The following is a 21,395-nucleotide window of genomic DNA, read 5'->3' as shown; positions in this document are numbered from 1 at the left end:
GCTGGGTAGCCGCTATGGGGTTTGGTTGTCACACTCGGAATTGATCCATCAGGCCTTGCTGCTGGTTGGCCAGGCTGTTGAGTGACTGGCTGACCCGCGCCGACTCATTGGCCTGACCGGCCAACGATTCGGTAACGTCGCGAATGGTTGCGACGTTGTTGTTGATTTCTTCGGCCACCGCACTTTGCTCCTCGGCCGCGCTGGCAATCTGCAGGTTCATGTCGGTGATGACCGTGACGGCATCACCGATCTGGCGCAGGGCGATGACGGCTTGGCTGACGTGTTCGACGCTGCCCTGGGCCTGGCGGTGGCTGCTGTCCATCGCGCCCACCACGTCGTGCGTACCGGCCTGGAGCTGTTCGATGACCTGACGGGTTTCTTCGACCGACTCCTGAGTACGTCGCGCCAGGTTGCGCACTTCATCAGCGACAACGGCGAAGCCACGACCGGCTTCACCCGCCCGGGCCGCCTCGATGGCCGCGTTCAGGGCCAGCAGGTTGGTCTGCTCGGCGATCGAGCGAATCACTTCCAGCACCGAGCCAATCTTTTCACTGTTTTCGGCCAGGCCTTCGACTTGGCGCATGGCAGAGCTCATATCGGCCGCCAGGGTGTCGATGCTGCTGGTTGTCAGGTCGATAACTGCCAGGCCCTGGTGGGTGGCCTGATCCGCCTCGCGGGCCGCTTGAGCGGCTTGTGCTGCGCTGCGAGCGACGTCCTGCGCGGTGGCACTCATCTCGTGGGAGGCGGTAGCCACCTGGTCGACCTGGCGGTACTGCTGTTCCATGCCGGCACTGGTCTGGCTGGCAATCGCCGAAGACTGGTCGGCAGTATTACGGGCTGCCTGAACCGACTGTTTGACCTCTGCAATGGTCGGCTGCAACTTGTCCAGGAAACGGTTGAACCAGCCGGCCAACTCACCCAGCTCATCACGTTTCTCGTAGTTCAGGCGGCGGGTCAGGTCGCCTTCGCCACTGGCAATGTCCTTGAGCATCGCTGCAACACCGAGGATAGGGCGGGTGACGCTGCGGGCCATCAACCAGACGAGTAGCAGGCCCACCAGTGCCGCCAGCAGGCCAAGCCCCAGCTCGATCAAGGTGCCGCTGGTGTTGCGTTGATCCAGCTCCGCTTTAAGTGCTTCGGCCGGGCCTGTCAGTGCGCTTTCAGGCACATCCAGTAATACGCCCCATGACTTGGCGCCTGGGATGGGGGCAAACGATGCCAGTACCTTCAAGCGGTTGTTGTGGTGGATGCTGTGCATGGCGCTGGTATCGGCCAGCAGGCGAACCAGTTCGGCGCCGTTGGCGCTGTCGACCTGTTCAAAGCGCTGGGCCAGTTTGCTCGCGTCAGGGCTGTAGCCTGCCAACAGGCCGACAGGGCTGAGGATCCCGACCTGGGTACGGCCTTCATACAGGCTGCGGCTGGCTTGCTGGCTGAGCCCTTGCAGGCTGTTGAGATTGATGTCGACTGAGAGAGAGGCAACGACCTTGTCGGCCACGATCAGCGGGTAGACGATGCTGGTCATCAGCACCTGTTGACCGTTGATCTCATAAAAGTACGGTTCAACCACGCACGGTTGGCGAGTGCTGCGTGGGCAGGCGAACCAGGTGTTGGCGGGTTCCCCGCTCGGGCCGACGCTGGTGTCGTTGATGTCATGTTCGGGCAATGCCATGGACACCAGATTGCCTGGTGTTGGCTGTGACCAGTACAGCGCAAAACGACCTGTTTCGTTACTGCCCAAGTCCTTCTGGCCAATGAACAGCGCGTCTTTGTTATCCAGTGCATTGGGGTCGAAGACGAGCGACAGGCCCAGCAGTTCGGGGTTTGCCTGCAATGCCGAGCGCACTTGGCGGGTCATGTCTTCACGCAGGTCGAACGCATCCAGGAAGCGCTTTTCGGACTGCTCGCGCAGGAACAGGACCTGGCGGGCGAAACCGGCACCGTACTGGTAGGCGTCCATGAATTGACGACGGATGCTTGAGGCCTGGACTTCGCCCTGAGACTCGATGCGAGCCTGGGCAGCTTCAGTCAGCATCTGCATGCTGCTGGCCTTGACCAGGTCGGAGTTGTGTTCCATGCGGTACAACGAAAGTCCTACCAGCAGGGTGACAATGCTCGCGAGGCAAAGTCCGGCCAGCAGGGTGATTTTCCATTGAATGGAAAGTTGTCTGAGCGACATGGCGAAGTCCTTTGAATCAAAAATGATTGAGGCTATCGACTGTAACGGCCGCCAATACTGTTTCTTTATTTAAACGCTCAATTGAAAAGCGTCATTTTCGGATGTTCAGGCGACCCCGTTCGGGGCCCCTGCTTTGACAAGGCGGGGTGTCTGCTTCAGAGTGTGCGCCCTCCATAAAAATACTAATTCGTTCGGCCGGGCCATCCCGTTGCCGAAGCGCACGCTTTTTGTCTGGTTTTCAAGAGGTCTCTGGAATGAATGCAGTAATTGCCGGGGTCGGCATCATGCTGATATTGAGCCTGTCCCGCGTGCATGTGGTGATTGCGCTGATCATCGGTGCCTTGGCCGGCGGGCTGGCAGGTGGTCTTGGTATCGAGGGCACCTTGAAGGCGTTCAACGGTGGCCTGGGCGGTGGTGCAACGGTAGCACTGTCTTATGCATTGCTCGGGGCCTTTGCCGTGGCCATTGCCAAGTCGGGGTTGGCGCACGCACTGGCAGACAGGGCGCTGGCAATGTTCGATCAACAGCGTGGCAATGAAGGCGGCAAGGTCAAATGGTTGCTGATTTCACTGCTACTGGTGGTGGCCATTTCTTCGCAGAACATTCTGCCGATCCATATCGCGTTTATTCCACTGCTGGTGCCGCCACTGTTGTATGTGCTGACCCGGTTGTCGATTGATCGTCGGTTGGTGGCCTGCGTCATGACCTTTGGCTTGATCACGCCCTACATGTTCCTGCCTGTTGGTTTCGGCAACATTTTCCTTAATGAAATTCTGTTGGCGAATGTCAGCCGCAGCGGTGTGGATGTGAGTGGCGTCAATGTGACCCATGCCATGGCCATTCCGGCGGCGGGCATGCTTTTTGGCCTGTTGCTGGCGGTGTTCTTCAGCTATCGAAAAAAACGCGCCTATGACCTGGAAAAGATCGAGCAGGTCGAGCAGGTCGCAGTACGTTACAACCCGCTGACACTGCTGGTAGCCGGCTGTGCCATCGCTGCCGCGTTCATTATCCAGCTATGGCTGGACTCAATGATCATCGGTGCCATGGCCGGTTTCCTGATTTTCTCGCTGTCGGGCATTGTCCGCTGGAAGGAGACTGACGGCCTGTTTACCGAAGGCATGAAAATGATGGCCATGATTGGTTTCATCATGATTGCGGCGTCGGGTTTTGCCGAGGTAATGAAGGCCACAGGCGAGGTGAAAACACTGGTCGAGGCATCGGCAGTCTGGATCAATCACAGCAAAGGGGTCGGTGCATTGCTGATGCTGCTGGTTGGGCTGCTGGTCACCATGGGCATCGGCTCGTCGTTTTCCACCGTACCGATCCTGGCGGCGATCTTCGTCCCTCTATGCGTGCAGTTGGGCTTCGATCCTGTGGCTACCGTGTGCATCGTTGGCACCGCTGGCGCGCTGGGTGATGCCGGTTCGCCGGCGTCGGATTCGACCCTGGGGCCAACCTCCGGGTTGAACGTCGATGGTCAGCATCACCATATCTGGGACACGGTGGTTCCTACCTTTATTCACTACAATTTGCCGCTGCTGGCCTTTGGCTGGGTGGCGGCAATGGTGCTGTAGGTCGAACTCGACGGACCATCATTCTTGCGCGTGATACAGCGGGCAATCAAATGGACGTCTCTTTCAGACAAGACAACGGGGCCTTGGTACCTGCGCACCAAGGCCCCGTTGGTGGCCCGCCTTAGAACTGCTCGGCGGACAGCATGTAGAGCGTCGTGCTTCCAGCGCGAATGCTGGCGTGCAGCGAGAGCACGCGTGGCAGCAGGCGTTCAAAGTAGAACGCTGCGGTGGCGAGCTTGGCCTGATAGAAGGCCGGATCCTGCGCACGGTTCTCGTGTGCGGTGGCTGCCATTCGCGACCACATGTAGGCGTAGGCTACATAGCCAAACATATGCAGGTATTCAACCGAAGCAGCACCCACCGCATTCGGGTCCTTGACGGCCTGCTGGCAAAGCCACTGGCTGGTACTTTCCAGTTGGGCCAAGGCTTGCAGCAATGGCTCGCTGAACGGTGCTGCGGTTTCGCAGAAGGCGCGGATTTCCCGGGCGAAGATCGCCAGCGACTGGCCGCCATCGGCAACTACCTTGCGACCGAGCAGGTCCAGTGCCTGGATGCCGTTGGTACCCTCGTAGATTTGTGCGATCCGCACATCACGTACCAGCTGTTCCTGGCCCCACTCGCGGATATAGCCGTGCCCACCAAACACTTGTTGGCCCAGCACGCAGCTTTCCAGGCCAGTGTCGGTGAAGAACGCTTTGGCTACGGGGGTCAGCAGTGCGACCAGGCGCTGTGCAGAATCACACTCGGCCGCGTCTTCACCGTATTTGCTGATGTCCAGTTGCTGGCCGACGTAGGTGGCGAAGGCGCGACCACCTTCGGTCAGTGCGCGCATGGTCAGCAGCATGCGCCGTACATCCGGGTGAACGATGATCGGGTCGGCAATCTTGTCTTTCGCCTGCGGGCCCCCGGCGGCGCGGCTTTGCAGGCGGTCGCGGGCGTAGGTGGCGGCATTCTGGTATGAGGCTTCGGCGCAGCCGATGCCCTGGATACCGATGGACAGACGCTCGTAGTTCATCATGGTGAACATGGCGGCCAGGCCACGGTTTTCTTCACCGACCAGGTAACCAATCGCGCCGTCGAAGTTCATGACGCAGGTCGCGGAGGCCTTGATGCCCATCTTGTGCTCTACCGAGCCACAACTGACGGCGTTGGTTGCACCCAGGCTGCCATCCGCGTTAACCAGGCGTTTGGGCACCAGGAACAGTGAGATGCCTTTTGGCCCAGCCGGGGCATCGGGCAACTTGGCCAGTACCAGGTGAACGATATTCTCGGTCAGATCCTGATCGCCACCGGTGATGAAGATCTTGGTGCCGCTGATGGCGTAGCTGCCATCGGCCTGAGGTTCAGCCTTGCTGCGGATGATGCCCAGGTCAGTGCCGGCGTGAGGCTCGGTCAGGCACATGGTGCCAGCCCATTCGCCGCTGTAGAGCGGCGGCAGGTAGGTGGCTTTCAGGGCTTCGCTGGCGTGAGCGTCAATGGCCAGGCAGCAACCGGCACTCAAGGCCGAGTAAAGGCTGAAACTGCAGTTGGCGGCATACAGCATTTCCTCAAACTGCACGGCCAGCATCTTTGGCATGCCCATGCCGCCATACGCCGGGTTCCCGGCCAGGCCTACCCAGCCGCCATCGCGGTAGGTCTGCCAGGCTTCCTTGAAGCCTTGCGGTGTGGTCACAGCGCCTGCCTCGAAGCCGACACCCTCTTCATCGCCACTGCGGTTGAGCGGGGCAATCAACTGGCCGGTAATCTTCGCCGCCTCCTCAAGGATCGCATCGGCAGTCTCTGCATCGACCGCGCCGGCCAGTGCTGGCAGGCGGGCCCAGAGGGCAGGGCCCTGGAAAACCTCATGAAGGACGAAGCGCATGTCGCGCAGTGGTGCATTGAACTCAGGCATCGCGGGTCTCGCAGAAATCGGGTGGATAGGGATCAGAGCGCTTTTGCCCAGTCACGCAGCAAGTACTTTTGAATCTTGCCGGTTGAGGTCTTTGGCAGCTCACTGAAAATCACCGTCTTCGGCAATTTGAAACCGGCCAGGTGCTCGCGGCAGAAGGCGATGATCTCGTCTTCTGTGGTGTCCTGGCAGTGGCCTTTCAGCGTGATGTAGGCGCACGGGGTTTCACCCCATTTTTCATCGGGACGAGCGACCACCGCGGCTTCAAGTACCGATGGGTGGCGGTACAGCGTGTCTTCAACCTCGATGGTCGAGATGTTTTCGCCGCCCGAGATAATGATGTCTTTCAACCGGTCCTTGATTTCGACATAGCCGTCCGGGTGCCAGACGGCGAGGTCGCCAGTGTGGAACCAGTCGCCACGGAACGCTTCTGCAGTGGCAGTCGGGTTTTTCAGGTAGCCTTTCATGACGGTGTTACCGCGCATGAAGATCTCGCCGATGGTGTTGCCATCGCGCGGTACAGGCTCCAGGGTTTGTGGGTCGGCGACCATCAGGCCTTCAAGCGTGACGTAGCGAACGCCCTGGCGTGACTTGATGCGGGCGCGCTCATACAGTGGTTTTTCGTCCCACTCGCTATGCCAGGCACACACGGTGACCGGGCCATACACTTCAGTCAGGCCGTAGACGTGGGTCACCTTGATGCCCATTTCCTCGACCGCGCCAATCACTTTGGCCGGTGGCGCAGCGCCGGCAACCATGGCATTGACGGGGTGGTCAATGGCGGCTTTGGCCGTGTCGGGCATGTTGATCAGTGCGTTGAGCACAATGGGGGCACCGCACAGGTGAGTGACCTGATGCTCGCGAATCATGGTCAGGATTTTCTGTGGGTCTACCCGGCGCAGGAATACATGGGTGCCGGCCAGTGCAGTGACGATCCACGGATAGCACCAACCATTGCAGTGGAACATCGGCAGGGTCCAGAGGTAGACCGGGTGGTTGCCCATTGCCCAGGTGATCTGGTTGCCCAGCGAGTTCAGGTAGGCGCCCCGATGGTGGTAAACTACGCCCTTGGGGTTGCCGGTAGTACCGGATGTGTAGTTGAGCGAGATGGCCTGCCATTCGTCTTCCGGCCAGGTCCAGTCGTAGTCCGGGTCGCCTTCAGCGAGGAAGGCCTCGTAATCCAGCGTACTGACCGCACAGCCTTCGCCATACTCCGGGTCATCTACGTCAATGACCAGGGGTGGGTTCTTCAGCAGGGCCAGTGCTGCGGTGATCACCGAGTGGAACTCGCGGTCGGTGATCAGTACCTTGGCTTCGCCATGCTCAAGCATGAACGCGATGGCCTCGTAATCCAGGCGCACGTTAAGGGTGTTCAGTACGGCGCCGATCATTGGCACGCCGAAGTGTGCCTCCAGCATTGCCGGAATGTTGGGCAGCATGACGGCAACGGTGTCGCCTTTTCCGATGCCACGGCCGGCCAGGGCGCTGGCAAGGCGTCGGCACCGGGCATACGTGTCTTGCCAGTTACGGCGGATCGAGCCATGGATGACGGCAGGATATTGCCCATAGACAGCGGCCGTGCGCTCGATGAAACTCAGGGGAGTAAGGGCAGTGTGATTGACAGAGGCGGGCGCGAGGCCTTGTTCGTAGATCGACATGACAGTGTCCTGTGCAGGAGGCAGCCGCGCTTGGCGAACTGAAACCCCCGTTGGCTGATTGTTAGCTCTGATCAGGTTTCTACAGCGAGATCGTGGCCCGCTGGGTGTCGCATTTTTTACTCGAAACGCCATAGTATATGGAAGCTAGACTATAGCAATATGGTACTTATACTATAAAAAACGGACCTATTCTTGACGCTATCGACGACTGCCTTGTTTGCCAAGGACCCGCAGCCTACGCTCATACTCGATGCAGCGGCGCGGCTGCTCAGCGCTAATCCGGCGTTTGAGGCGCTGGCCCTGGGGCGCTCCCCGGCGACGGTGCTGCCCTCCAACTACGCCGCCTTGATCCAGGCCTGCCTGTTTCAGGATCGGGCTATTGCCGAGGTAGAAGCGCAGGTTGGCGAGCGTATTCTGCTATGGACGCTGATCCCTTCAGATGATTGCCGTCAGGTGATCGCCCGCTGCCGTGACGCGACCGCCGAGCGCCAGAGTGTGCGCGATGCCAGCCAGGCTCGACGGCTCTATCGGCTGATTACCGAGAACACTACCGACCTGATTTCTCGGCACACGCCCGATGGGTGTTTCCTTGATGCGTCGCCGGCATCCTACCGTTTGCTCGGTTACTGGCCTGAAGAACTGCGTGGTGTTGCCGTGCAGAGCCTGTTTCATCCTCATGACTGCTTGCAGTCGCTACCCCAGGCTGGCGAGGCACTGGAGCAGGATGGTTATCAGACCATGACCTGTCGTGTTCGCCACCGGGATGGCCATTACCGATGGTTTGAGATTGCCAGCCGGGCGATCCGGGAAACCTACACCGGCGCGGTGGTGGAAGTGATCAGTGTTTCCCGTGAGATTACCCTTCGTGTTGAGGCTCAGGAGAACTTGCGACGACTGGCCGAGGTGGTAGAAGCCAACACGGATCTGGTGTTGTTTACCGACCCGGCGGGGCAACTCACCTACCTCAATCGTTCGGCACGGCGTGCACTGGGGCTGGTTGAACAGCAGGCGGCACCGGGCCTTCGTGATGTGCTCGATGATGAGGCCGTGCAGCGCCTGGATGCTGAAGGTTGGCAACAGGCCGAACGCGAGGGCGTCTGGCAGTGCGAAGCGACCTTCAAGCCTTGCGGCGGCGGCAGCCTGTTTCCGGTGTCGCTGGTACTGTTGGCTCATCGTGCCAACGGCGGTGAGCGCTATTACTCGCTGGTGGCGCGGGACATGACGGAGCGCGAACTGCGCGAAGCTCAGCAGCGTCGACATCAGGACGAACTGGCGCATACTGCGCGCTTGGTCACCCTGGGTGAGCTGGCGTCGGGGATCGCCCATGAGATCAACCAGCCGCTGGCCGCCGTGGTGAATTACGCCAGTGCCAGTCAGCGCTATCTGCAGACACTGGAGCACGACCCCAAGGCTGTGCAGCGTGTAGCCCAGGGCTTGCAGCGGATCAATGAACAGGCCACTCATGCGGCTGAAGTGATCAAGCGCCTGCGTGCCTTTTTGCGCAAGGAGCCGCGCCGCCTGCAAGCCTTGCATATCGCCGAGGTTGCCCGTGAAGCCGTGCGCCTGTGTGCGTGGGAAGCCAATCAAGCACAGGTGACGATCGACCAGCGTATGGCGCACAATCTGCCGCCGGTTTACGCCGACCGCATCCTCCTTGAGCAGGTCTTGCTCAATCTGCTGCGCAATGCGTTCGAGGCTAACCGCGAGCAACAGCCCGGGCGGCCTTCTCGTGTGCTGCTGAGTGCTGTGCTAGAGGCAGGGTGGTTGACGATCCGGGTGTGCGACCAGGGGCCGGGTGTGGCTGCAGAGCGGCTCGACGGTATCTTCACCCCGTTCAATACCAGCAAGCCGGAGGGGCTTGGCTTGGGTTTGAGCATGAGCCGCAGTATCGTCGAGGGTTTTGGTGGAACGCTGCAGGCCAGTCCGGGCGATGGCGGCGGATTGATTCTGTGTTGTCGGCTGGCGCCGGCAGCTACTGTCTGAACAAGAGGTCTTGATGCAGGAACCGAAGGTTTACGTGGTCGATGACGATCAGGGCATGCTCGATTCCACGGTCTGGCTGTTGGAGTCGGTGGGCCTTCAGGCATTGCCGTTCACCAGTGGCCAGGCCTTTCTGGATGCCTGTGACGCGTGTCTGCCAGCGTGTGTGCTGCTTGATGTGCGAATGCCAGGTATGGGCGGGCTAAGCGTGCAGGAAGCATTGCGGGCGCGTGGGCTTGATTTGCCCATCATCTTTCTCAGCGGTCATGCCGATGTGCCGATCGTGGTACGAGCCTTCAAGGCCGGGGCCTGTGATTTTATCGAAAAGCCCTATAACGATCAGTTGTTGCTGGACAGCGTTCAAGATGCCCTGGGGCGCTCTCACCGGGCGCAGGCTGGCAGCAGTCAGCGTGATGCGGTGCAGGCACGCATTGACAGCCTTACCCCGCGTGAACGTGATGTGTTCCTGCCGTTGGTGCAAGGGTTTACCAACCGGGAAATTGCTGAGCAGTTGGCTGTCAGTGTGAAGACGGTCGACTTGTACCGCTCTCGGGTCATGAAGCGCATGCAGGCCGAACACCTGCCGGAGTTGGTGGGCATGGCGATTGCCTGTGCACAGGTCGACCCGCTGCAACTGCGCGGGCCCTGACGGTCGCGCAGTTGTTGCTTGCAGGCGTTAACCGCGACGTCCCAGCAGCAGGCCGACGATCAGGCCGACCCCGGCCGAAATCGCTACGGTCTGCCAAGGGTGGCCACCGATGTAGGTTTCAGTCGCTTCGACGACCGGTTTCGCACGCTCACCGACAGCGTTCATCGCATGGCGCGCCTGCTTGAGTTTCTGGCCGACCTGGGTTCGCAAGGTCTCGGCCTCTTCGCCAACCAGCGTGGCGCTGTCTCTCAGCAGCCTTTCCGACTCTTCAATCAGCGCCTGCAGCTCACTGAAGGCCTGATCCTTGATCTGCTCGGTATCGGCTTGCACAGTGATTTTCCTGGCCATGAACGCTTCCTCTATTTTGGTGAACATTGATCGATGGATGCTGGCGTCGCGGAAAGTTGCAGCGGTTTGGCCGACGCCAGCGGCTACAGTGTAAGATAACGCCCATTTTCAAGCGGTAGGAAGTCCTCATGAGTTTCAATCTGGCCAACAAGAGTTTTGCCGAACGGGCACAGATCGAAGACGAGAAGTCCCGGCTGTTCGAACTCTGGCAGACCAGCCTGGGCAAAGCCAAGGGCGAGGCTGCACGACTGATCGGCGAAAAGCCACGCCGCAAGGGCAAGTGGGCCGAGTGGGTGCGTACGGAGCTGGACGGCATGTCGCCGCCCGAATACGCCAACATGGTGCGCAGTGAAGTCAACAAGCTGATGGCTGCATCACGCTGACATTGGTGACAGCCGTCTCTACAACCTTGCAAAGCCTGCGGCTACCAGACACTGCTTGTGGGTTCTGGCAGGTTCAGGCGCCCGCGGTTGGTAAAGCGCACGGTACCCTGTGGCCCGCTGGCCAGTTTGCCGCGTAACTCATACGGCAGGCCATCGAGGCTGCGCGCCTGACCTAATCCATACGCCTGGCGCAGCATGGAAAAGGCGGTGATGCTTACCGGTACCACCAGTATGTCCTCGCTGTAGCGAGCAACGCTGCCGCGCTGATTACTGACACCGGCTGCCAGTGGTTGACCATTGACCTCAAGGTTCAGGGCAATACCGTTGTAGTTGATAGGCGTTTCGTTTGGGTTCTGGATACGCAGCTTGACGGCCATGCGCAGTTCAAGCTCTTGTCCCGGTAGCGGTTCGATACCGATGACGCTGATGTTTACCGGGTCACGCCCCTGAAACAGCGCGCACGCGCTCAAGGCCAGGATCAGCAGCACGCTCAAGGTTTGACGCAAGGTACGGAACATGGGCAGTCCTCGGTAATAGGGCACAGGCTCAGTGTGGCAAATACACCGGGGTGGTGGTAGCCGATGTGAGCAGCAAACCACAGGTTTGTCGCTGAACCTGTAGTGTTCCGAGCTATCCAACGATTGGGCGCAACGCGTTGTGGAGGTGATTCGATGAACACATCATGGCTAGGCGTGCAGTTGCTTGGCTTGAGTCTGTTGCTGGCGGCAACCGCGCAGGCGCAACCGGCTGCTCCGTTGTACCTGGCTGCGCAACCCGATAACCCTTATAACAGCCCGATCCGCAGAGCCAACCCGAACAGTCGACAAGGTAGCGTGCCGGCCATGCCGCCAGTTCCTGGCCCGTCTACCCAACCCAATCCGCGCCCGCCGACCCTGGAAAACCGGGGCATCGGTAATGGCGATAACCTGCGCCGGGAACAGCAGGTGCCGAATCTGGAGCCTTCGCGTCCGCCACGCGACTCCAGACGTGTACCGTAACTGCACTGAGGGCAGGGGAAGGCTGGCGCTCAGGCACTGCACGGCGGTAGGCTTGGCGTTTTGCCTGAGACGCTCCTGATGTCTGGCTTCAGCGAAGCTTCACCGTTGCAGTTCTACCAACAGGCGGTCGCCTGTAACGGCTTTGTCGCCGATGCAGCCCAACTGCAGGCGGCGACAGCCCTGCAAGCCTGTTTCGACGCTGTAGAACAGGGTGCGTCAGCACGTGGCGTCTACCTGTGGGGGCCGGTGGGGCGTGGCAAAACCTGGCTGATGGACCAGTTTCATCGCAGCCTGAAGCAGCCGGCACGGCGCCAGCATTTTCACCACTTCATGCGTTGGGTTCACCAGCGGCTGTTCCAGCTCAACGGTACGGCTGATCCGCTACGGGCCCTGGCACGCGCCTTGGCTGACGAGATCCGGGTGCTCTGCTTCGACGAGTTGTTCGTTAACGATATTGGTGATGCGATCATTCTGGGTGGACTGTTCCAGGTGCTGTTCGATGAGGGGGTGGTCATCGTTGCCACCTCTAACCAGCCACCGCAGCAGCTCTACCACGATGGCTTCAACCGTGAGCGCTTTCTGCCGGCCATCGCGGCGATCGAGCAGCATATGCAGGTCGTCGCTGTGGACGGCGGGCAGGATCACCGCCTGCACCCTGGGGTGGCTAAACAGCGCTATTGGGTGCGCCAGCCTGGCGAGAGCAGTGTACTGGGGGCGGTGTTTGCGAGCCTTTGTGGTGATGCCCAATGGTCAGCCGAACCCCTGCGTGTAGAGCACCGCAGCGTGCAGGTAGTGCAACGCAGCGACCAGGTGCTCTGGTGTCGCTACGCCGACCTGTGCGAGCAGCCGATGGCCGCGCCGGAGTTCATGGCCTTGTGCGACCGTTTCCAGGCGATTCTGCTTGGCGAGGTGCCTGCCCTCGGCGCGGCTCAGCGCCCGGCAAAAATTGCCCGGGGCACTGAGGACGGGGTTGAGCGGGTTGCTGCAGGTGACCGCGAGTTGCCACAGTTATCGGTGCAGGATGATGGTGTGCGGCGTTTCATTGCATTGGTCGATGAATGTTACGACCGTCGGGTGGCGTTGTACCTGGAGGCGCAGGTACCGCTGGAAGCGCTCTACACTCAAGGGTATCTCGAGTTCCCGTTCCGGCGTACGTTGAGTCGCTTGCGGGAGATGCAACTGCAACGCTTCTGTTGAGGAGCCGATCATGGCCGAGCCACTGTCGCACCACCTGCTGACCATGGCCTACAACAATGCCTGGGCCAATCACCGCTTGTACAAAGCCTGTCAGCAATTGACTCAGGATGATTTCGTCGCGCCACGCTGCGGTTTTTTTCCATCGATCAAGGCAACGCTTGAGCACATTCTGCAGGTCGACACGTTCTACCTTCAGGCCTTGGAGCGTGAGCACCGTGGTGAGCCGCCGGACATCGAGGCAGAAGGGCTCTTCGAGCCACTGGAGGCGTTTGAGGGCTGTGACCAGTTGCAGCGCGAGCAGGCGCAGGTCGATCATCGGCTGATCGCCTACTGCAGCCAGTTGCACGATCATCAATTGCAGCGTGAAGTCAGTATCGTGCGGCCTGACCGTGTGCAGTGTGAGCAGCGCTTGCGTCTGCTGGCGCACCTGTTTCAGCACCAGATCCACCACCGTGGCCAGGTGCACGCGATGCTTGCCGAAACCGAAGTGCCGCCACCGCAACTCGATGAGTTTTTCTGTGCGCAGGAGTCTGAGCTAAGGGCTCAGGACTTTGCCGAACTGGGCTGGACAGAGGAGCAGATCTGGGGCTAGTGCCGTGCCAGTATCAACGGTGTATCCAGCCAAGGGTGAGCAGCGCAAGTATCAGGTAGCGACCACCCTTGGCCACACTGACGAGTAACAGGAAGCGCCAGAACGGCTCACGCATTACCCCGGCAATCAGGGTTAGCGGGTCGCCGATCACCGGCATCCAGCTCAGCAACAGTGACCATTGACCGTAACGTTGGTAGCGCTGCTGGGCCTTGTCCAGTTGCTCGGGTTTGAACGGAAACCAGCGTTTGTCGCGTAGCTGTTCGATACCGCGGCCCAGCAACCAGTTGACGATCGAACCCAGCACATTACCGAGTGTGGCAATCAGTAGCAGGCTGAGCACCGCATCGGGCTCGCCAATCAGCAAACCCACCAATACGGCTTCGGACTGCATGGGCAGCAGCGTCGCTGCCGCAAAAGCACTGAGAAACAGCCCCCAGTGGCTGAGCATGAACACGCGATCAGTACGTGGCGATCACTTCGTCAGTGCCGTCCTTGGTCAGGCCGATGACTTGGTAGGCGTCTTTGTGGTCTCCCATTTCCATGCCGGGTGACCCCATTGGCATGCCTGGGACGGCCAGGCCTTTCAGGTCGGAGCGCTTGGCCAGCAGTTTGACCTGTTCGGCGGGTACGTGGCCCTCGACGAACTTGCCGTCGATCACACCGGTGTGACATGAGGCCAGGCGGGGGGCAACGCCCAGGCGTTCCTTGACCGCGCTCATGTTCGGCTCGACATGGTCATTGACCGTGAAACCGTTGTCACGCAGGTGGCTGATCCATTCCTTGCAGCAACCGCAGTTGGGGTCGCGGTAGACATCAATGGTCTGGCCGGCTTGAGTCAGGGTGCTGAAGGCCAGCAGGCCAAACAGGGCGATTTTCTTGGTCAGCATGGTTAATCTCCAGATCCAGACGCTGGTGTGTCACGTGTGTTCGAGTGCCCAGCGGTTAGCCGGCAGAATAGCGGAATTGGCGTTCAGGTGCAGCGTGGCCTGTTGCCGCTGGCTCATCCCCCGGTGTGGCGAAGCGGGAGACAGCGATCACGCTGAGGGCTCGATTCTAGCCCGTTTGGCCTGTCAGAAAGCTGAGCGTTGGATTACAGGTTTGTAAGGTGTTGTCAGCGGCCTGATCGGGGCGTTAGCCTTAATTAAGCAAAGGTTATTTGGGCAAGGGGTTTTCATGCAGCAAGTCATCGTCATAACCGGCGCAAGCCGTGGCATCGGTGCCGCTACCGCACGTCTTGCGGCGCTTCAGGGCTATCGGGTTTGCATCAACTATCACGCCGACGATGAGGCGGCCGAGCGTGTGTTGGCTGAGGTCCGTGAGTTGGGTGCCGAGGCGATTGCCGTTCGCGCCGATGTCAGTGTCGAAGATGAAGTCATCCAGTTGTTTCATCGGGTCGACAGTGAGTTGGGGCGGGTGACGGCGCTGGTCAACAACGCCGGGACCATCGGGCACACCAGCCGGCTTGAGGACATGTCCGAGTTCCGTCTGCTCAAGCTGATGAAGACCAATGTGGTGGGGCCTATGCTCTGCGCCAAACATGCGCTGCAGCGCATGTCGACCCGCCATGGCGGGCTGGGGGGCAGTATCGTGAACGTATCTTCAGTGGCCGCCCGGCTCGGTTCGCCCAACGAATATGTCGATTATGCCGCCTCCAAAGGTGCGCTGGACACGTTTACCGTGGGGCTGGCCAAGGAGGTCGCGAGTGACGGTGTGCGGGTCAACGCCGTGCGTCCTGGCTACATTCACACCGATTTCCACGCGCTCAGTGGCGACCCGGACCGGGTCAGCACGCTGGAGGCCAGCCTCCCCATGGGGCGCGGCGGGCGGGCTGAAGAAGTGGCCGAGGCCATTATCTGGTTGCTGTCGGACAAGGCGTCCTATTCCACCGGCAGTTTTATCGAGTTGGGGGGTGGGCGCTGACGCGCCTGCAGATCAGAACGAGCGGACGATTCGCCCCAGTGTCTCCATGGCCTTTTCCGATTGCTCGGTCCAAGGGCTGCCGTAGTTCAATCGTATGCAGTTACGAAAGCGCTGAGTGGCTGAGAAAATCGGCCCCGGTGCAATGCTGATACCTTGTGCCAAGGCCATCTGAAAGAGCTTCAGAGAGTCCATCTGCTCCGGCAATTCCAGCCACAGGAAGTAGCCTCCATCCGGGTGGCTGACCCGCGTTTGTGCCGGAAAATGCCTGGCAATGGCCGCGAGCATGGCGCTCTGCTGTTCTTCCAGGGCATAGCGCAGTTTGCGCAGGTGGCGGTCATAGCCGCCGTGCTGCAGGTAGTCGGCAATGGCTGCCTGCGCCGGCATTGAGGCGCACAGCGAGGTCATCAGCTTGAGCCGTTCGATCTTCTGGGCGTAGCGTCCGGCGGCCACCCAGCCGATGCGATACCCCGGTGCCAGGCTTTTGGAGAAGGAACCGCAGTGCATCACCAGGCCATCGGTGTCGAACGCCTTCGCCGGTTTCGGTGCCTGTTGGGCATAGTAGAGTTCGGCGTAGACATCATCTTCAATCAGTGGCACCTGATGCTGACGCAGCAGTTCCACCAACTGTTTCTTCTTCTCCTCCGGCATGCTGGCGCCCACCGGGTTCTGGAAATTGGTCATGCACCAGCAGGCTTTTACCGGATGCCGCTCCAGTGTCTGGGCGAGGACGCCAAGGTCGATGCCTTCGCGTGGGTGAACGGGAATTTCCACGGCCTTGAGTTTCAACCGTTCAAGAATCTGCAGGCAGGCGTAGAACGCAGGTGCCTCGATCGCTACCAGATCGCCGGGTTCGGTGACGGCTTGCAGGCACAGGTTCAGCGCCTCCAGGGCGCCGTTGGTGATCAGCAGCTCCTCCATCGGCAGCATCAAGCCGCCGACCATATAGCGCAGGGCTATCTGCCGCCGCAGTTGCGGGTTGCCTGGCGACAGGTCGGTGACCACCATGCGTGGGTCCATTTCCCGGCTGGCGCTGGCCAGCGAGCGGGCCAGGCGCGGCAGTGGGAACAGGTTCGGGCTCGGGAAGGCCGAGCCGAAGGCGACGGTTTGCGGGTCTTTGATCGAGTCGAGGATGGAGAACACCAGTTCGCTGACGTCAACTTCGGTGGACTCGGTGGCCTGCTCGATGATCTGCGGCTCATTGAACTGGCGTGGTGCGTGGGCGTTAACGAAATAGCCGGAACGTGGCCGGGCGCGGATCAGCCCGCGACGCTCCAGCAGGTAATACGCCTGGAACACCGTGGACGGGCTGACGCCGTGGGTCTGGCTGGCATAGCGCACCGACGGTACTCGCTGGCCAGGGCCGAGCACCCCGGAACGGATCAGTTCGGCAATATCGTCGGCGAATTTCTCGTAGCGTTTCATCATGGCTCGGCAGGTTCTGGGTACACGGAGTGTATGTGATCAGCGGTTCAAAGGCGCAACAAAGCGGCTGCGGGCCACGCTGCGTACGCTGGGTTCATCGCTGTCGACAACCTCGAAACTGATCTCCTGGGCGCTGCTGTCCGGACGGTCGGCGAGCATGGCCACCGAGACCGGCAAGTCGCTGATCTCGCCCGGTGCCAGGTTGAACTCGGTCTGGCCGTGGAGCACGAAGCCTTCGCTGTCGACCAGGCGCAGGCGGTAATGCTGGCGCTGTTGGGTTTTGTTGATGACCTTGAGGGTGTAGATGTTCTCGATCTGCCCCAGGTTGTTTTCCCGGAACAGGCCGCGGTCCTTGCTGACATCGAGCGAGACCATTGGGCGCTGGTTCAAGGCAATCACCAGGGCACCGATCATCACCACCAGCACGGTGCAGTAGCCGAGCAAGCGTGGGCGCAGCCAATGGGTTTTGCCCCCTTGCAGGGTGTGTTCGGACTTGTAGCCGATCAGGCCACGGTCATAGCCCATCTTGTCCATGATCGAGTCGCAGGCGTCGATGCAGGCCGCACAACCGATGCACTCCATTTGCAGGCCATCGCGGATGTCGATGCCGGTGGGGCAAACCTGTACGCACATATGGCAGTCGATGCAGTCGCCCAGGCCCTTGGCCTTGTGGTCGACGTCTTTCTTGCGTGGGCCGCGTGACTCGCCGCGTCGCGGGTCATAGGCGACGGTCAGGGTGTCTTTGTCGAACATCACGCTCTGGAAGCGGGCGTAGGGGCACATGTGCATGCAGACGGCTTCACGTAGCCAGCCAGCATTGATGTAGGTTGCCCCGGTGAAAAACAGCACCCAGAACAGGCTGACGCCGCCCAGTTGCAAGCTGAAAAGTTCTTCGGCCAGTGGCCGGACCGGCGTGAAGTAGCCAACAAAGGTCAGCCCGGTCAGTACGCTTATGGCCAGCCACAGGGTGTGCTTGGCTGAACGGCGGGCCAGCTTGTTCAGGCTCCAGGGCGCAGCATCCAGTTTGATTCGCTGGTTGCGCTCGCCTTCGGTGATCTTCTCGCACCACATGAAGATCCACGTCCAGGAGCTTTGCGGGCAGGTATAACCGCACCAGATGCGCCCGGCAAACACGGTAATGGCGAACAGGCCAAAGGCGCAGATGATCAGCAATGCCGAAAGCAGGATGAAATCCTGCGGCCAGAACGTGGCACCGAAAATATGGAACTTGCTTTCGGCCAGGTCCCAGAGCACGGCCTGACGACCGCCCCAGTTCAACCAGACCGTGCCGAAAAACAGCAGGAAAAGAAAGCCGGCACCACCGATGCGCAGGTTGCGGAACAGGCCGGTGAAGCTGCGGGTGTGGATGTGTCCGTCGCTGCTGGCGGCCTTCTTCTTGAAGGGGGAGGGCTCGGCAATCTCAACGATCTGGACGGGGATTCTATCGCTCATGGTTCGTCGCTCATCAGGCCTCGATCAGGCCAGAGCACTATGGCGAGCGTTCTGTTTGCATAACAGGCTCAGGTATTGCGATAAAAACCGTATCAGATTCAGTTGGGTGGGGGCGCAGGCCGCAGATTGCCTGGCTCGGGCCGTTGTGCGCGACGTGCCTGCGACTATCCACCGCACCCGTTGCAGAGGCGTGGATCTGTGGGCGATTTTTGAGGAGGCAGGAAGCACTGAGGGGAGCCTAGGCTCCCCTCAAAGATTGTTGCGTGCTCTTTTTATTATTGTGAGGGTGGCCTTTTGTTGTTTTTGTCGGCCACGACCTCTGTGTTGCGGGCGATCCCCATCCGGGATCAAGAGCAAACGTATTTTTTTGAGCGCTGATCTGCTTTCATCATTGCTGATACAACCTGACGGGCGCTACCTTGGGGTAGTTTTATTGTTCTCTGCCTGGTCGTGGGGGCACGCCCCCGAAAAGCACATCATCTCCAAAAAAATCTGTTAGCTGCGTCTCTGCCGTGGTTGTTCTTGTTATGCCAGAGTCGTTGCGTCTTATTTTTATTGGGTTGTCGCATTTTTTATTGTTGTTGTACCGAACATATAGCAGGTGGCGTGCCAACTTTTTAAAACTCAATAAAATCAATGGTTTAGAGATTTTGTTGAAAAGGTTGGCCGGGAGAATCTGTCGATTTGTTTCTGTGTTACCCGTTTTTTCCCTGAAAAATGTGGGGGCGGTAACACTGGCTGCGAGGCCGGCTGTTACCGTCACGGGATTACTGGGCGTTACGTGCACGCGCAACACGTGAACCGCTGGCGCGGCCCAGAACGTTGCTGATCCGCTGGCCGGCTGCAATCAGTGCGTCCAGGTCGATACCGGTCTTGATGCCCAGGCCCTGAAGCATGTACAGCACATCCTCACTGGCCACGTTACCGCTGGCGCCCTTGGCATAAGGGCAGCCACCCAGCCCTGCGACCGAGCTGTCGAACACGGCAATCCCTTCCAGCAGGCTGGCATAGACGTTGGCCAGTGCCTGGCCATAGGTGTCATGGAAGTGCCCGGCCAGTTGTGCCCGTGGTACCTGCGCACCAACCACCTCGAACATCCGGCGGGTTGCGCCTGGGGTGCCGGTACCGATGGTGTCACCCAGCGAGACTTCATAGCAGCCCATGTCGTAAAGCTCGCGGGCTACCGGGGCCACTTGCTCGGCGCTTACCGCACCTTCATAAGGGCAGCCCAGTACACACGACACATAGCCGCGTACACGCACGCCGTGCTGTCGTGCGGCTTCCATGATCGGTACGAAGCGTTGCAGGCTCTCGCTGATCGAGCAGTTGATGTTTCGCTGCGAGAAGGCTTCAGAGGCCGCCGCGAATACCGCGACCTCCTTGACTCCGGCGGCCAGTGCGTCCTCGAAACCGCGCAGGTTCGGTGCCAGGGCGGCGTAGGTCACGCCGGCTTTTTGTTTGATGTGCGCGAACACATCGGCGGAACCCGCCATTTGCGGTACCCACTTCGGTGAGACAAAGCTGCCGACTTCAATGTAACCAAGCCCCGCAGCAGTCAGGTCATCGACCAGCTGTACCTTGTCTGCCACGCTGATCGGCTGGGCTTCGTTCTGCAGGCCGTCGCGTGGGCCGACTTCGACCAGGCGGACATTCTCGGGCATTGTCATTGGGAAGGTTCCTGTGAGGCCTCAACGGCGCTTTTCTGATTGTTCAGGGTGGTTGCCAGCGCCTGTATGCAGCGCTCTTCGGCGGTGTCCAGTTCCAGTTGCATCTGTTGGATGTCGAGTAACTGCTGCTCAAGCTGGGCGCGCCGCTCGGCAATCTTTGCCAACATGCTGTTGAGCTGCTTCTGGTTACCGCTGCTGGGGTCGTAGAGCTCGATCAGCTCGCGGCACTCTGCCAGCGAAAAGCCGATTCGCTTGCCACGCAGGATCAGCTTCAGGCTGACTTTGTCGCGAGCCGTATAGATACGCTCCAGGCCCCGGCGTTCGGGGCTGAGCAGTCCTTGCTCCTCATAAAAGCGAATGGCACGGGTGGTAATGTCCAGTTCGCGGGAAAGGTCGGAAATACTGTAGGTCTGGCTACTCATGGCAAGGCTCGGCTAGGTGCATGCGCTAAACCTAAAGGCAGCTTTACGTATACGTCAAGCTGGATTGTGATTGTGCATGCGACAGGGTTTGAGTTCAGGCGTGTACGGGCTGCGTTTCTTGCGCGACGACCCGTTGGCACAACTCGATGATCTGCTCGCGCATCCAGCGGTTGGCGGGGTCCTGGTCCGTGCTCTCATGCCAGTACAGGTGGGTTTCCAGCGGCGGAACATCGTTGACCGGCAGTGGTGTGAAATTCAGATGATGGAGCCGAGCAAAGCGTTCTGGCACGGTCATCACCATGTCGGTCTGTTGCAACACCTGCGAGGCCATCAGGTAATGTTGTGAACGCAGGGCGATCTTGCGTTGCAAGCCCATCTTGCCCAGTGCCAGGTCGACATAGCCCAGCCCGTTGCGGCGGCTGGAAATGTGGATGTGGGTCAGGCCCATGTATTCATCCAGGCTGAGCGTGTCTTTGGCCAGCGGGTGGCCCTCGCGCATGGCGCAGACGTACTGGTCTTGCATCAGTTTTACATGACGCACTTGCGGGTCTGTGTTGAGCGGCGCGTCGACGGCGAAGTCAAGGCGCCCGGCCGCCAGCTCCTTGGTCGTTTCTCGGCGTTTGCAGAGGAAACTTTCGATGGCCACTGCCGGGGCCAGACGCCGCAGGCGTTGGAACAAGGGGGGCAGAATCACCGCTTCGGTCAGGTCCGTCATGCTGATACGAAAGGTCTTGTTCGCCTGCAGGGGGGTGAAGATCCGGCTCTCCTGTACCGACACACGCAGCAACGACAGGGCGTTACGCACCGGGCCGATAATGTTCTGGGCCATGGGGGTAGGCACCATGCCCTGAGCGGTACGCACGAACAAGGGATCGTTGAAGGTATCACGCAGCCGTGCCAGGGCGTTGGAGACCGCTGGCTGGGTAATGCCGACGATCTGCCCGGCGCGGGTCAGGTTGGCTTCGGTGTAGATCGCATCGAAGACGATAAACAGATTGAGATCGACCTTGTTCAGGTTCATGGGCGCTGCTCTTGTAGGTGTTATCTGCTGATCATATATCGCTTATGA

The 21,395-nt window shown here is 60.0% G+C and carries 20 protein-coding genes and 1 pseudogene; 8 read left to right on the top strand and 13 right to left on the bottom strand.

What is annotated here, in order from left to right; translation table 11 throughout:
• Window positions 1–28 precede the first annotated feature (28 nt).
• Window positions 29–784: a methyl-accepting chemotaxis protein gene (locus tag CS390_RS25715; RefSeq protein ID WP_371918268.1), complete on the bottom strand. Its 756-nt coding sequence runs from the start codon at window positions 782–784 to the stop codon at window positions 29–31.
• Window positions 785–886: 102 nt separating this feature from the next.
• Window positions 887–1,855: pseudogene (locus tag CS390_RS25710) on the bottom strand (HAMP domain-containing protein); the annotation flags it as partial.
• A 575-nt stretch (window positions 1,856–2,430) separates the two neighbouring features.
• Between CS390_RS25710 and CS390_RS15780 the strand changes: the two are divergent.
• A complete protein-coding gene (locus tag CS390_RS15780) occupies window positions 2,431–3,750 on the top strand; it encodes a Na+/H+ antiporter family protein (protein WP_099775305.1) in 1,320 nt (439 codons plus the stop codon).
• Window positions 3,751–3,871: 121 nt separating this feature from the next.
• Here the strand turns inward: CS390_RS15780 and CS390_RS15775 are convergent, their stop codons facing one another.
• Together CS390_RS15775 and CS390_RS15770 are read right to left on the bottom strand one after the other, a co-directional pair.
• Window positions 3,872–5,641 carry an acyl-CoA dehydrogenase C-terminal domain-containing protein gene (locus CS390_RS15775; protein WP_099775304.1) on the bottom strand — a complete coding sequence of 590 codons (1,770 nt, stop codon included), beginning with the start codon at window positions 5,639–5,641 and terminating at the stop codon, window positions 3,872–3,874.
• A 32-nt stretch (window positions 5,642–5,673) separates the two neighbouring features.
• Window positions 5,674–7,296 carry an acyl-CoA synthetase gene (locus tag CS390_RS15770; RefSeq protein WP_099775303.1) on the bottom strand — a complete coding sequence of 541 codons (1,623 nt, stop codon included), beginning with the start codon at window positions 7,294–7,296 and terminating at the stop codon, window positions 5,674–5,676.
• Window positions 7,297–7,488: 192 nt separating this feature from the next.
• Between CS390_RS15770 and CS390_RS15765 the strand changes: the two genes are divergently transcribed.
• Window positions 7,489–9,279, top strand: coding sequence for a PAS domain S-box protein (locus tag CS390_RS15765; RefSeq protein WP_099775302.1), 1,791 nt, complete (start codon window positions 7,489–7,491; stop codon window positions 9,277–9,279).
• 13 nt (window positions 9,280–9,292) lie between these two features.
• Entirely contained in the window at window positions 9,293–9,925 is a 633-nt protein-coding gene (locus tag CS390_RS15760; RefSeq protein ID WP_065758503.1) for a response regulator transcription factor, read from the top strand.
• A 27-nt stretch (window positions 9,926–9,952) separates the two neighbouring features.
• Here CS390_RS15760 and CS390_RS15755 read toward each other — a convergent pair whose 3' ends face one another.
• The gene (locus tag CS390_RS15755) at window positions 9,953–10,273 is read right to left on the bottom strand and encodes a YqjD family protein (RefSeq protein WP_065758504.1); all 321 of its coding nucleotides are present in this window, start codon (window positions 10,271–10,273) and stop codon (window positions 9,953–9,955) included.
• A 128-nt stretch (window positions 10,274–10,401) separates the two neighbouring features.
• Here CS390_RS15755 and CS390_RS15750 point away from each other — a divergent pair, with 128 nt between their 5' ends.
• On the top strand, window positions 10,402–10,656 hold the full coding sequence (locus CS390_RS15750; protein WP_065758505.1) for a hypothetical protein: 255 nt from the start codon (window positions 10,402–10,404) through the stop codon (window positions 10,654–10,656).
• A 41-nt stretch (window positions 10,657–10,697) separates the two neighbouring features.
• Here the strand turns inward: CS390_RS15750 and CS390_RS15745 are convergent, their stop codons facing one another.
• Window positions 10,698–11,174: an LEA type 2 family protein gene (locus tag CS390_RS15745; protein WP_065758506.1), complete on the bottom strand. Its 477-nt coding sequence runs from the start codon at window positions 11,172–11,174 to the stop codon at window positions 10,698–10,700.
• Window positions 11,175–11,327: 153 nt separating this feature from the next.
• On the opposite strand from CS390_RS15745, the gene CS390_RS15740 reads away from it, so the two are divergent.
• From CS390_RS15740 to CS390_RS15730, 3 genes are all read left to right on the top strand, one after another.
• Window positions 11,328–11,654 (top strand): hypothetical protein, encoded by a 327-nt coding sequence (locus CS390_RS15740; RefSeq protein WP_065758507.1) that lies wholly within the window; start codon window positions 11,328–11,330, stop codon window positions 11,652–11,654.
• Between the two features lie 78 nt (window positions 11,655–11,732).
• Window positions 11,733–12,851 carry a cell division protein ZapE gene (gene zapE / locus CS390_RS15735; protein ID WP_065758508.1) on the top strand — a complete coding sequence of 373 codons (1,119 nt, stop codon included), beginning with the start codon at window positions 11,733–11,735 and terminating at the stop codon, window positions 12,849–12,851.
• 10 nt (window positions 12,852–12,861) lie between these two features.
• Window positions 12,862–13,443: a DinB family protein gene (locus CS390_RS15730; RefSeq protein ID WP_065758509.1), complete on the top strand. Its 582-nt coding sequence runs from the start codon at window positions 12,862–12,864 to the stop codon at window positions 13,441–13,443.
• Between the two features lie 13 nt (window positions 13,444–13,456).
• Here the strand turns inward: CS390_RS15730 and CS390_RS15725 are convergent, their stop codons facing one another.
• Together CS390_RS15725 and CS390_RS15720 are read right to left on the bottom strand one after the other, a co-directional pair.
• Entirely contained in the window at window positions 13,457–13,891 is a 435-nt protein-coding gene (locus CS390_RS15725; protein WP_065758510.1) for a YqaA family protein, read from the bottom strand.
• A 10-nt stretch (window positions 13,892–13,901) separates the two neighbouring features.
• Complete coding sequence (locus CS390_RS15720) at window positions 13,902–14,330, bottom strand: DUF411 domain-containing protein (protein ID WP_065758511.1); 429 nt, start codon at window positions 14,328–14,330, stop codon at window positions 13,902–13,904.
• Between the two features lie 286 nt (window positions 14,331–14,616).
• Between CS390_RS15720 and CS390_RS15715 the strand changes: the two genes are divergently transcribed.
• Window positions 14,617–15,363, top strand: a complete 747-nt coding sequence (locus tag CS390_RS15715) for an SDR family oxidoreductase (RefSeq protein ID WP_065758512.1) — start codon at window positions 14,617–14,619, stop codon at window positions 15,361–15,363.
• A 12-nt stretch (window positions 15,364–15,375) separates the two neighbouring features.
• Here CS390_RS15715 and mapR read toward each other — a convergent pair whose 3' ends face one another.
• The 5 genes from mapR to CS390_RS15690 form a co-directional block, all read right to left on the bottom strand.
• Window positions 15,376–16,785 carry a GntR family transcriptional regulator MpaR gene (mapR, locus tag CS390_RS15710; RefSeq protein WP_065758555.1) on the bottom strand — a complete coding sequence of 470 codons (1,410 nt, stop codon included), beginning with the start codon at window positions 16,783–16,785 and terminating at the stop codon, window positions 15,376–15,378.
• 39 nt (window positions 16,786–16,824) lie between these two features.
• On the bottom strand, window positions 16,825–18,237 hold the full coding sequence (gene ccoG, locus CS390_RS15705; RefSeq protein WP_065758513.1) for a cytochrome c oxidase accessory protein CcoG: 1,413 nt from the start codon (window positions 18,235–18,237) through the stop codon (window positions 16,825–16,827).
• A gap of 767 nt (window positions 18,238–19,004) precedes the next feature.
• On the bottom strand, window positions 19,005–19,904 hold the full coding sequence (locus tag CS390_RS15700; RefSeq protein WP_065758514.1) for a hydroxymethylglutaryl-CoA lyase: 900 nt from the start codon (window positions 19,902–19,904) through the stop codon (window positions 19,005–19,007).
• The gene (locus tag CS390_RS15695) at window positions 19,901–20,326 is read right to left on the bottom strand and encodes a MerR family DNA-binding transcriptional regulator (protein WP_065758515.1); all 426 of its coding nucleotides are present in this window, start codon (window positions 20,324–20,326) and stop codon (window positions 19,901–19,903) included. The genes CS390_RS15700 and CS390_RS15695 overlap by 4 nt, the downstream gene beginning before the upstream one ends.
• A 94-nt stretch (window positions 20,327–20,420) precedes the next feature.
• Entirely contained in the window at window positions 20,421–21,347 is a 927-nt protein-coding gene (locus CS390_RS15690; protein ID WP_099775301.1) for a LysR family transcriptional regulator, read from the bottom strand.
• Between the last annotated feature and the right edge of the window lie 48 nt (window positions 21,348–21,395).

It is taken from the genome of Pseudomonas sp. HLS-6 (assembly GCF_002753995.1).
In the GTDB taxonomy this organism is placed as follows: domain Bacteria; phylum Pseudomonadota; class Gammaproteobacteria; order Pseudomonadales; family Pseudomonadaceae; genus Aquipseudomonas; species Aquipseudomonas defluvii.
This window is presented reverse-complemented; position numbering and strand designations above follow the sequence as displayed.

Bases quoted from the DNA above. Each gene is read 5' to 3' on its own strand.
- CS390_RS25715 (WP_371918268.1), bottom strand. From the start codon at position 784: ATGGAACAGCAGTACCGCCAGGTCGACCAGGTGGCTACCGCCTCCCAC.
- CS390_RS15780 (WP_099775305.1), top strand. From the start codon at position 2,431: ATGAATGCAGTAATTGCCGGGGTCGGCATCATGCTGATATTGAGCCTG.
- CS390_RS15775 (WP_099775304.1), bottom strand. From the start codon at position 5,641: ATGCCTGAGTTCAATGCACCACTGCGCGACATGCGCTTCGTCCTTCAT.
- CS390_RS15770 (WP_099775303.1), bottom strand. From the start codon at position 7,296: ATGTCGATCTACGAACAAGGCCTCGCGCCCGCCTCTGTCAATCACACT.
- CS390_RS15760 (WP_065758503.1), top strand. From the start codon at position 9,293: ATGCAGGAACCGAAGGTTTACGTGGTCGATGACGATCAGGGCATGCTC.
- CS390_RS15755 (WP_065758504.1), bottom strand. From the start codon at position 10,273: ATGGCCAGGAAAATCACTGTGCAAGCCGATACCGAGCAGATCAAGGAT.
- CS390_RS15750 (WP_065758505.1), top strand. From the start codon at position 10,402: ATGAGTTTCAATCTGGCCAACAAGAGTTTTGCCGAACGGGCACAGATC.
- CS390_RS15745 (WP_065758506.1), bottom strand. From the start codon at position 11,174: ATGTTCCGTACCTTGCGTCAAACCTTGAGCGTGCTGCTGATCCTGGCC.
- CS390_RS15740 (WP_065758507.1), top strand. From the start codon at position 11,328: ATGAACACATCATGGCTAGGCGTGCAGTTGCTTGGCTTGAGTCTGTTG.
- zapE (WP_065758508.1), top strand. From the start codon at position 11,733: ATGTCTGGCTTCAGCGAAGCTTCACCGTTGCAGTTCTACCAACAGGCG.
- CS390_RS15730 (WP_065758509.1), top strand. From the start codon at position 12,862: ATGGCCGAGCCACTGTCGCACCACCTGCTGACCATGGCCTACAACAAT.
- CS390_RS15725 (WP_065758510.1), bottom strand. From the start codon at position 13,891: ATGCTCAGCCACTGGGGGCTGTTTCTCAGTGCTTTTGCGGCAGCGACG.
- CS390_RS15720 (WP_065758511.1), bottom strand. From the start codon at position 14,330: ATGCTGACCAAGAAAATCGCCCTGTTTGGCCTGCTGGCCTTCAGCACC.
- CS390_RS15715 (WP_065758512.1), top strand. From the start codon at position 14,617: ATGCAGCAAGTCATCGTCATAACCGGCGCAAGCCGTGGCATCGGTGCC.
- mapR (WP_065758555.1), bottom strand. From the start codon at position 16,785: ATGAAACGCTACGAGAAATTCGCCGACGATATTGCCGAACTGATCCGT.
- ccoG (WP_065758513.1), bottom strand. From the start codon at position 18,237: ATGAGCGATAGAATCCCCGTCCAGATCGTTGAGATTGCCGAGCCCTCC.
- CS390_RS15700 (WP_065758514.1), bottom strand. From the start codon at position 19,904: ATGACAATGCCCGAGAATGTCCGCCTGGTCGAAGTCGGCCCACGCGAC.
- CS390_RS15695 (WP_065758515.1), bottom strand. From the start codon at position 20,326: ATGAGTAGCCAGACCTACAGTATTTCCGACCTTTCCCGCGAACTGGAC.
- CS390_RS15690 (WP_099775301.1), bottom strand. From the start codon at position 21,347: ATGAACCTGAACAAGGTCGATCTCAATCTGTTTATCGTCTTCGATGCG.